Source organism: Roseateles sp. (assembly GCF_036486225.1).
Classification (GTDB): domain Bacteria; phylum Pseudomonadota; class Gammaproteobacteria; order Burkholderiales; family Burkholderiaceae_C; genus Roseateles.
The window spans coordinates 1-9,674 of record NZ_DASVNZ010000336.1 but is presented as its reverse complement, the minus strand read 5'-3'; the positions used below and the strand labels follow the sequence as shown (position 1 = coordinate 9,674).

The window sequence follows — 9,674 nt, the reverse complement described above, 5'->3', positions numbered from 1 at the left end:
CGCAGCGCTGGCTGCCCTTCGACACGCCGGGCGCGGTGCGCCGTTTCCTGAAGCGCACGCAGCCCGCGGTCGGCGTGCTGATGGAGACGGAGATCTGGCCCAACGTGCAGCACGAATCGCGGAAGGCGGGCGTGCCCATGGTCCTGGCCAACGCGCGGCTGTCGGCGCGCAGCCTGCGTCGCGGCGAGAAGTTCAAGGCGCTGCTCGCGCCGGCGGCGCGCAGCCTGAGGCTCGCGCTCGCGCAGACGACCGGCGACGCCGACCGCCTGCGTCAGGCCGGCGTCGAGGACGTGCGCGTCTGCGGCAACCTGAAGTTCGACCTCCAGCCTGATGAAGCGCTGCTCGCGCGAGGCCGCGTCTGGCGCGCCGGACTGAATCGACCCGTGGTGATGCTGGCGGTCTCCCGCGAAGGCGAGGAAGCCGCGATGCTGGCCGCCTGGAAGGCGGCGTCGCAGGCGAGGGCGGCTGCGGCTTCCCCGCTGCTGCTGATCGTGCCGCGACACCCGCAGCGTTTCGACGAGATCGCCGCGATGGTGACCGACGCCGGGCTCACGCTCGCACGGCGCAGCGCCTTCGGCACCAGCGACATCGCCACGCCGCCCTTGAGCGCGGGCGTGGCGGACGTGTGGCTGGGCGATTCGATGCGCGAGATGGCGCTGTACTACGGCCTGGCCGACGTCGCGCTGCTCGGCGGCAGCTTCGAGAAGCTGGGCGGCCAGAACCTCATCGAGACGGCCGCCTGCGGCGTGCCACTCTTCATGGGGCCGCACACCTTCAACTTCGCCGAGGCGGCGGAGTTGTCGCTGCAGGCCGGCGCCGCGCGCCGAGTCGAGACGCTCCCGCAAGGCTTGACGCAAGCCCTGACCCTGCTCACCCAAACAGCCGAACGCGACGCGATGGCGGCAGCGGCCACCGCCTTCGCCGCGGCGCATCGCGGCGCGGCGGCGCGGATGGCCGCGCCGATCCTGGCGCTGCTGGATCGCTAGGCCGAGCCGACGATCTACTTGATCGACGCCATCATCAGACGATCGAACAGGCGGTCCGATAACAGGTGGCGCAAGTGCACGGCGAGTTTGGCCATGAAGCCCGCGACATAGCGGGTCCGGGGCCGTCTGGTCTTCAACGCCTTGACCACCAGGTCCGTGACGATGGCCGGGGACGGCATCTTGCGCTTCCAGGTGGGCGACTCGACGATGCCGTCGACCAGGCCCCGATAGGCACCGTGCGCCGACACGCGCTGCAGCTGCTCGATCGCGATCGGGATCCACTCGCTGTCCGTGCCGCCCGGCTGGACGACAACGACGTCGATGCCGAAGGGCGCGACCTCCATCCGCAACGCATCGGAATAACCTTCCAGCGCGAACTTCGACGCGTGGTACCAGCCCGCCAGGGGCGTCGCGAACCTGCCGCCGATCGAGGAGATGTTGATGATCTTGCCCGAGCGCCGCGCGCGCATGTGGGGCAGGACCAGCTGGGTCAGCCGAGCCAGGCCGAACAGGTTGACGTCCATCTGCCGGCGGGCGTCCTCCATCGTCACGTCCTCGACGGCACCCATCTGCCCGTATCCCGCCGAGTTGATCAGCACATCGATCCGGCCTCGCTCGCGAATGATCTGATCGACCGCGGCCACCAGCGAGGCGTCCGCGGTGACGTCCATCGCCAAGGCCACGCCGCCAGCCGATTGGATGGCGGCCATCAGGTCCGTCCGGCGGGCCGCGCCGTAGACCTCGTAGCCCTCGGCAAGCAGCCGCAGCGCGAAGTCCTTGCCCATGCCGGAGGAGGCGCCGGTGATCAGGGCCACAGGCTTGATGGTGGGTGTCATGGTTGTTCTCCGTGAAGGCGCAACAAGCGCAAAGGCGGCAGCGCGCAAAGGCGTCAGCGGCGGGGCGACAAGTTAGCGCACCTAGTGATGCGTTATGGAAACGATAGCACGGTTCCGGATTTAGCGCATCCTGTGGTGCGTTAAAGTGGTGTCATGAAAGAAAGAGCGCGCTCGTTGGAGGACAAGCAGCAGCGTTTCGACGCGCTGCTCGATGCGGCGGAAGCCTTGGCCGCGGAGTTGGGCGGCGTGCGGTTCGTGACGGTCGCGGCGGTCACGGAACGGGCCGGCCTGCACCGGACGGGCGTGCGTCGCTACTTCGCCAACAAGGAAGAACTGCTGCTGGAGCTGGCGGAGCGCGGATGGGCGCAGTGGCGCGACGCGATCAAGCGCCGCGTCGCGACCCAACGCAGGAAACTGAAGCCGGCCGAGGTGGCCGACGTGGTGGCGGACACCATCACCGCGCTCCCGGTCTTCTGCGATCTTCTGACCCACGCCATCCTGAGCCTGGAAGGCAGCGTGGACATCGAACGCGCGCGCCGCTACAAGACGAATGCCTTCGCCGCCTTCGATGAAATGGTGGGGGCTCTGGTCCAGGCCAGCGGCATGACGGCCGAGCAGGTCGCGAACCTGCTCACCACGGCGGGCATGCTGGCCGCCGGCTTCTGGCAGGCCTCGCACCCGACCGAGACCCTGGCCCGGCTCTATGAGCAGGTGCCGGCGTGGGGGCATGTCGCGCTGGACTTCGGCCCGCGCCTGCGGCACTTGCTGAAGGCCACGGCGCTCGGGCTCGCCAGGCCGTAGCCTGCGCACAGGCTACTGGTTGCTGGTCGACCTGACCTCGCCCAGGGTGGTGACGCCCTGCAGCACCTTCGCAATCCCGTCCTGCCGCAGCGTCGTCATGCTTTCGGACATGGCCAGGTGCATGAGCTCCTCCGCCCGCCCGCCGGTCTGGATCAGCCGGCGGATGGGCCGGGTGACGATGAGCAGTTCATGCAGGCCCGCGCGGCCCTTGAAGCCGGTGTTGTCGCACTTGTCGCAGCCGGGCGAGTGGTACTGCAGCAGGTTGGGCTGACCGTAGAGGCCTTTCCATTCGGCGAGGACCTTCTCGCGGTCCGGCCGGTTCTCGACCGAGAACACATGCAGGTAGTCGTCGAGCAGCTCGTTGAGCGTCGCGTCCGTCATCGGCTCGGACGTGCGGCACGACGGGCAGATGCGCCGCACCAGCCGCTGCGCCAGCACCGCCAGCAGCGAGTCGGCGAAGTTGAACGGGTCCATGCCCATGTCCAGCAGCCGGGTGACCGTCTCCGGCGCGCTGTTGGTGTGCAGCGTGGAGAGCACCAGGTGACCCGTCAGCGAGGCTTCGACGGCGATCTCCGCGGTTTCCTCGTCGCGGATTTCGCCGACCATGATCACGTCCGGGTCCGCGCGCAGGAAGGCGCGCAGCGCCTTGGCGAAGGTCCAGTCGATCTTCGGGTTGACCTGCACCTGGCGCAGCCCCGCCTGGGTGATTTCCACAGGATCCTCGGCCGTCCAGATCTTGCGTTCCGGCTTGTTGATGTTGGCCAGCACCGAGTGCAGCGTCGTCGTCTTGCCCGAGCCCGTCGGGCCCACGCACAGCACCATGCCGTACGGCCGCTCGGACGCCGCCTTCAGCTCGCGCAGGTTGCGCGCCGAGAACCCCAGCTTCTCCATCGGGATCGGCTTGGCCGAGGCCAGGATCCGCATCACCACGTCCTCTAGCCCGTTGTTGGTCGGGATGGTCGCGACCCGCAGCTCGATCTTGTGGCGTTCCGAGAATTTCGCGAAGTTGATCTTGCCGTCCTGCGGCTTGCGGCGCTCGGAGATGTCGAGGTCGCACATGATCTTGATCCGCGCGATCATCGCGCTGCGGTAGGTGTGCGGCAGCTCCAGGTGAGGCTGCAGCACGCCGTCCTTGCGGAAGCGGATCTTGACCTTCTCCTTGCCGGGATAGGTTTCGATGTGGATGTCCGACACGTTCTGGTTGTGCGCGTCGATGATCATCGTGTTGATCAGCCGCACCAGCGAGTTGTCGCTCTGCTCGATCTGCCGGTCCTTCTCCTCCTCGCGCGCCGTCTCGCGGGCGGACTGCTCCTGGCCCTCGCGCTCCAGCGTCTCGATCAGCTTGTCGGAGCTGTCGAGCTCGAAGTCCATCGTCAGCGCCGGCAGCGCGCCGCTCAGGGCGGAGACCGGCTGGCTGCCGAAGCGCTCGTAGGCGCTGGGGATCGCGAACATCAGCGAGCCCAGGCGCGCCAGCGCCGGCACGACCTTGAGCTGGGTGATGAACTCGACCTCGTCGATGCAGTCGCGCCGGGTGGGATCCTCCATCGCCACGATCAGGCGCCCGTCGCGCAGCACCAGCGGCAGCACCTCCAGCCGCTTGGCGACCGAGAACGGCAGCTTGCGCACCGAGTCCGGCTCGATCGCGAAGTTGTCGGCGTCGACCAGCGGATAGCCCATCTTGCGGGCCAGCGCCGACTGCAGCTGCGCGCGCGTCACGATGCCCTTGCGCACCAGCAGCTCGCCCAGCGGGACCGAGCGGTCCTGCTTCTGCTGCGCGAGCGCCTCGTCCAGTTGCGGCTGCGTGATCAGGTCCAGCGCCAGCAGCGCCTCGCCGATGCGCACCATCGGCATCTTGGCCTGCTGCTCGATGGCCTGCATCAGCTGCTCGGCGCTGACGATGTGCGTCGCCACCAGGATGTCGCCGACGCGGCGGTCGCGCAGCTCGCGCTGCTCGTCGGCGACGGCGTCGACCTGCGCCTGCGTCACCACCTGCTGGCGCACCAGCAGGTCGCCGATGCGCTCGCCGACCTCGAAGCTGACCAGCACCTCGCGCGGCACGAACATGCAGCGCACCCAGTCGCTGGTCTCGCTGACCGGCGGGAACAGGAACAGGCCCAGCTCGGTCTCGTGGTGGCCGATGGTGGAGCCCTTCTGTTCCTCGCCGCCCTGGTACACCAGCTTGAAGTCGCTGCGCGGGCGCTGGTCCAGCGAGGTCGCGTCGTTCGCCGTGGCCGGGTCGCGCGGCGGGACCTCGATCGCGTGCAGCAGCTTGAGCGCCTTGAACTGCGAGAACTTCAGCGGCATCGCGTTGCGCGCCGGCGGCACGACGACCTGCGCCAGCCGCTCCGCCGGCACCATCAGGATGACCTTGCCGACCGTGCGACTGCCGTTCAGTCCCATGATCTCGCAGGCCTGCGGCTCGCGTTGCGGACGCGGCCGGGGGTAGGCGGCGAAGGGCGGGGTGGGCCACTCGAACTGCGGTACCGCTTCGGCCGGGGCGCTGCCCGGCTGGGCTTGAGGCCATTGAAGCGGCACGGACGGGTCGGTCATCTGGCGGTCTCCGCGGGGAATTTGTATCTGGACATTCTTGAGGCGGGAGATTAACCCGTTTGAGGAGTAGCCACTACCCGGATAAGCGGCCAAGCGAACGGGCAGACCGGATCGCCTGACCCGATCGCCTGGACGGACGGGCCGACGCTCAGAGCGTGCGCGAGACGATCACCCGGGGATTGACCGGCAGGCCTTCCCAGACCATCGGCGTGTCGAGCAGTTCGATCTTCTTCAAGGGCTGGTCGCCCGGGACCTGGACCGCGAACTGCCGGAAGCTGTTGCCGTTCAGCGGATCGAGCGCGCTGGCGGGCGGCGTGCCGCGCGCCTGATTGAACGGGCGGAATCCACCCTGCAGCAGCCGGTGGCGGACCTTGCCGTCGGCATAGGTCAGGCGCAGCGTGAAGTCGCAGCCGCCGTTGCGGCAGTACCAGGCGTTGACGGAGGTGTCGGGGACGATGCTGGCGCGGTCGTCGGCCGAGGTCGGGTCGATCCCGCGCAGCAGGTTCCCGGTGAAGCTCAGCGGAGGATAGATCTGCGTGGTGCCCGCAGCGCCGGAGGTGCCGCCCGTGCCGGCGGTGCCCGCGTTGTCGAGGGTCAGCACGATCGCATGGACAGGCACGCCGCGCTGCTGCGGCAGCCCGCGGTCCAGGCCGTAGATGCCGTTGGAGGTCGTCGCGGTCGACGCCTCCACCCAGCGCTTGTCGAGCGTGTCCCATTGCTTGTAGCCGCTGGCGAAGGCGGCATCCGCCACCAGCCGGCCGCCGGGCACGTGGACGCCCTTGCCGTCGACCGTCGTCCGGCCTTCGAAGTAGCGCTGCATGACCGCCGTGCTGTAGTCGGAAAAGGTCGCGTAGCGGTAACCGGCCGCCTGGTCGCCGGAGCCGCTCTGCATCGGGTCCTGCTTCACGCAGCGCCCGCTCGCGTCCAGCGTGCGGAGCTTGGCGCCGAAGGTGTCGGTCTTGCACGTCGCGTAACGCGACGCGGTCGTCGGGACGAACGGGGCCAGGAGTTGCCTGCGGTTGGCGTCGTAGCCCCAGGTGGAGCCGTTCAGGCTGCCCCAAGAATAGGGATAACGCCCGTCGTCGAAGGCCTCGCCGACGTGCGGCAGGCCGAAGGCGTGGCCCTGCTCGTGGATGAAGATGCCGGCGTAGAGCTCGTCGCCCGCGCCGTCGCTGCCGCCGCCCAGACCGCCGCCCGGACCGCGGTACTTGCCGGCCGCGTCCAGCGCGAGCAGCGGCGCGTAGTACTGCACCGGCAGCGATCCCTCGCCGTTGGCGTTGCGCAGGGCGCCGAGCACGCCCAGCACGCCGGACAGACCGGCGAAGCCGTCCTTGTAGTCGGCGGTCGAATGGGCCACGTAGGCGGGTCGCGCCTGGCCGTTGGCGTCGCCGCGGGGCGCGATGACGAGTGTCGGCCAGGACACGAGGCGCGCCGGGTGATTCACCGCTTCCAGCCGGGCGACCGGCCATTTCGCGAACATCTCGGTGACGGCGTCCACGGGCGGCGTGGCGGTGATGCTCAGCGGACGCCCCGAGTTCGTTTCATCCGCGCCGAACAGGTAGAAGGGCAGCACGCGCACGGTGAACGGCATGTCCGCGCCGACCTCGACGGCGCGCGCCTCGCCCGCGTTGTAGTTGGCTGCCTTGGCCCGCAGCGTCAGGCCGGGGCGCAGCCAGGCGGCCGGCAGCGTTGCGGTGTACAGGTCGGTGTCGTAGGCCGGACCGGAGGCTTCGGTCGGTGGCAGCATCGCCGGCGGATTCAGCGCGACCGTGCCCAGCGACTGGCCGGCGATCACGCCTTCGAGCAGCGGCTGGCGGGTGTCCGCCGCCGACAGGCGCAGCAGCGCGAGCGCTTCCCGTCCACCGACCAGGTGCAGCGACTCGCTGGCGCTGGCTGGCGTCGGCGGCGACCAGGAGCGCACGCCGTCCGGCAACAGATGCGTCTGCGCCACTTCGAGGCGCTGGATCGTCAGGACGCCCGGCGTCTGGCCGGATCCACCGCCGGATCCACCCCCGGATCCCGCGCCGTCCGTCGAACTGCCGCTGTCGCTGTTGCTGCCACCGCCGCTTCCACCGCAAGCCCCCACCAGCGCGCTCGCCGCCAGCGCCGCGCAGAGGGCGAGACGCGTCCGGGTGAGGACAGGGGCCGGGTCTTGCGCGACTTGGCCGCCGGCGGAGGCCCGGCGACGGGATCTCGCGGATGACTCGGCGGACCCGGATGACGCGAATGAGGCGGATGCAACGTGAAGAGGCTGGCGCAGTGACATGGATCGATCAGGAGCGAGGGAAGGCGCGAAGTCTCGTCGCACCGGATGGGGAGATCATCTGCTTCGATGAGCCAATCTCCACCCACTGGAGTAAGACGTGTAACGCCCGGTGCCTGATCCGGGAGGGTTCCCGCGAACCGGCACGTCTAGACTCCTCGCCATGAAGAACCTCCTGATCACCGGCTTCGACCCGTTCGGCGGCGAGGTCGTCAATCCGTCCTGGGAACTGGCGCGATCGCTCAACGGCGAGGTGATCGCCGGCGCGCGCGTCGTGGCCGTGCAGCTGCCCTGCGTGTTCGGCGAGGCTCTGCGGCGGCTGGATGAAGCCTTGCACCGCGTGAAGCCCGTGATGACGCTGGCGATCGGCCAGGCGGGCGGGCGCTGCGACCTGTCGCTGGAGCGGGTCGCGATCAACGTGGACGACGCGCGCATCCCGGACAACGCCGGCGCGCAGCCCGTGGACGAACCCATCGTGGCGGACGGCCCGGCGGCCTACTTCTCCACGCTGCCGATCAAGGCGATCGTGGCCGGGCTGCGGGCGGCGGGGTATCCGGCCTCTGTCTCGCAGACGGCCGGGACCTTCGTCTGCAACCACCTCTTCTACGGTTTGCAGCATCGGTTGAACGGCCTGGGCGTGCGCAGTGGCTTCATGCACATCCCCTATCTGCCGGAACAGGCCGCGCGCCATCCCGGCGCACCCAGCCTGCCGCTGCCGACGCTGGTCGCGGCGACGCGGCTGGCGGTGGAGCTGGCCGTCTCCGCCCAGGAGATCCGCGCGGGGGGCGGACAGCTCGACTGACGGCGCGGAGAAGACAGCTCGGAGAAGGCGGCTCGGAGAAGACAGGGCGGAGAAGGCAGGGCGGAGAAGGGCCGGCGTGATTGTCCGGCGGTTCTCGGCGGCGCGATCACGCGTTTGACCGATGTCAATGAATGGGACCCGAGCGCAGAGCGAGGGGACAGGGTGGCCCAACTGAGGGCCCATGCGCGGCGGCGCGGTCGATCCGATCGGGCGCTGCGCCAAGCGCCTGTCACCTACGCGGGGCGTCCCCCGCTCATCGGAGTCATCCATGACCATTCGCCAGATCGTCCTCGCTGCGCTGACGGCCTCCCTGTCCGCGGCCCCTCCGTGCGGCGGGCGGGCCGCTGACGGCAAGACCAGGCAGGCGTGCTACGACCTGGCCAAGGCGGGACCGGACGAATGGGCCGGCCCTTCGGCCGTCGACCGCGCGCCCGACGAGTGGGCGTACCGCGTCCGGGGCGAGCGATGAGGCGCGGCGCGGCCCTGTGGCCGGTCGCCGTCGGCATCGGCTGGCGTCAGCCGCACTACCGCGAGGTGATGGCGCGCGGCGCGCTCGACCTGGATTTCCTGGAAGTCCACACCGAGCATTTCCTGGCAGCCGGCGGTGCCAACCGTCAGCTGCTGCTGGACGCCTCCGGCAGGTTTCCGATCAGCCTGCACGGCGTGGGACTGGGCCTCGGTTCGGCGGCCGGCATCGACACCCGGCACCTGCAGCGCGTGCGGTCGCTGATGGATGCGGTCAAGCCCGCGGCGGTGTCGGAACACGCCGCCTTCACCCGCGCGCGGCATGGCCACGGCGTCGTGCATGCGCACGAGCAACTGCCCCTGCCTCTCAGCCCGCGCGGCCTGTCGCTGCTGGCGTCGCAGGTCGACGCGGCGCAGCAGTGCCTGGGTCGCCAGATCCTGATCGAGAACGTCAGCGCCTACCTGGCCTGGGAAGAGGACGGGGAAGCGGAGGCGATCCGGGAAGTCGACTTCTTCAATGCCCTGGCCGCCCAGACGGGGTGCGGACTGCTGCTCGACCTGAACAGCCTGTTCGTCAATGCGCTCAATCGCGGGCTGGATGCGGAGGCCGCGTTGCGCGAGGGCCTCGCGTGGCTCGACGGCGTGGAGCCGACCACGGTCGGCCAGTATCACGTGTCAGGTCATGCCTCGCTGGAGGGCATGACCATCGCCGACCACGGCGGCGCGATCGGCGAGGACGTCTGGTCGCTGTACCGCCACGCGCTGACGCAGATCGGCGCGCGGCCCACCTTGATCGAGTGGGACAAGGGCCTGCCGCCGCTGGCGAGCCTGTGCGAGGAGGTGGCGCGGGCCCGGCGCGAACAGGCCGCGCTCGATCGCGAGCTCATCGCGCCGCCGCCGCCGCGACCGCGGCCGTCCACGCGTCTGCGCCACGAATCCCCGCAGGAAGCGCCGCGCGGCGTGCGTCGTGG

8 protein-coding genes are annotated in these 9,674 nt (G+C 69.8%); 5 read left to right on the top strand and 3 right to left on the bottom strand.

Annotated elements, in window-relative coordinates; translation table 11 throughout:
- On the top strand, positions 1-986 hold a 986-nt coding region (locus VF536_RS21810; RefSeq protein ID WP_331616994.1), incomplete at its 5' end, for a 3-deoxy-D-manno-octulosonic acid transferase.
- 14 nt (positions 987-1,000) lie between these two features.
- On the opposite strand, the gene VF536_RS21805 is transcribed toward VF536_RS21810, so the two are convergent.
- Positions 1,001-1,822 carry an oxidoreductase gene (locus VF536_RS21805; protein WP_331616993.1) on the bottom strand — a complete coding sequence of 274 codons (822 nt, stop codon included), beginning with the start codon at positions 1,820-1,822 and terminating at the stop codon, positions 1,001-1,003.
- 153 nt (positions 1,823-1,975) lie between these two features.
- Between VF536_RS21805 and VF536_RS21800 the strand changes: the two genes are divergently transcribed.
- Entirely contained in the window at positions 1,976-2,623 is a 648-nt protein-coding gene (locus tag VF536_RS21800) for a TetR family transcriptional regulator (RefSeq protein WP_331616992.1), read from the top strand.
- Positions 2,624-2,635: 12 nt separating this feature from the next.
- On the opposite strand, the gene VF536_RS21795 is transcribed toward VF536_RS21800, so the two are convergent.
- Both VF536_RS21795 and VF536_RS21790 read right to left on the bottom strand, forming a co-directional pair.
- On the bottom strand, positions 2,636-5,173 hold the full coding sequence (locus VF536_RS21795; protein WP_331616991.1) for a GspE/PulE family protein: 2,538 nt from the start codon (positions 5,171-5,173) through the stop codon (positions 2,636-2,638).
- A gap of 148 nt (positions 5,174-5,321) precedes the next feature.
- Entirely contained in the window at positions 5,322-7,124 is a 1,803-nt protein-coding gene (locus tag VF536_RS21790; protein WP_331616990.1) for a M66 family metalloprotease, read from the bottom strand.
- Between the two features lie 475 nt (positions 7,125-7,599).
- Between VF536_RS21790 and pcp the strand changes: the two genes are divergently transcribed.
- The 3 genes from pcp to VF536_RS21775 all read left to right on the top strand — a co-directional run.
- The gene (gene pcp, locus VF536_RS21785; protein WP_331616989.1) at positions 7,600-8,238 is read left to right on the top strand and encodes a pyroglutamyl-peptidase I; all 639 of its coding nucleotides are present in this window, start codon (positions 7,600-7,602) and stop codon (positions 8,236-8,238) included.
- Positions 8,239-8,506: 268 nt separating this feature from the next.
- Positions 8,507-8,707 (top strand): hypothetical protein, encoded by a 201-nt coding sequence (locus VF536_RS21780; RefSeq protein ID WP_331616988.1) that lies wholly within the window; start codon positions 8,507-8,509, stop codon positions 8,705-8,707.
- A partial coding sequence (locus tag VF536_RS21775; RefSeq protein WP_331616987.1) for a DUF692 domain-containing protein occupies positions 8,704-9,674 on the top strand: 971 nt, incomplete at its 3' end. The genes VF536_RS21780 and VF536_RS21775, both read left to right, overlap by 4 nt.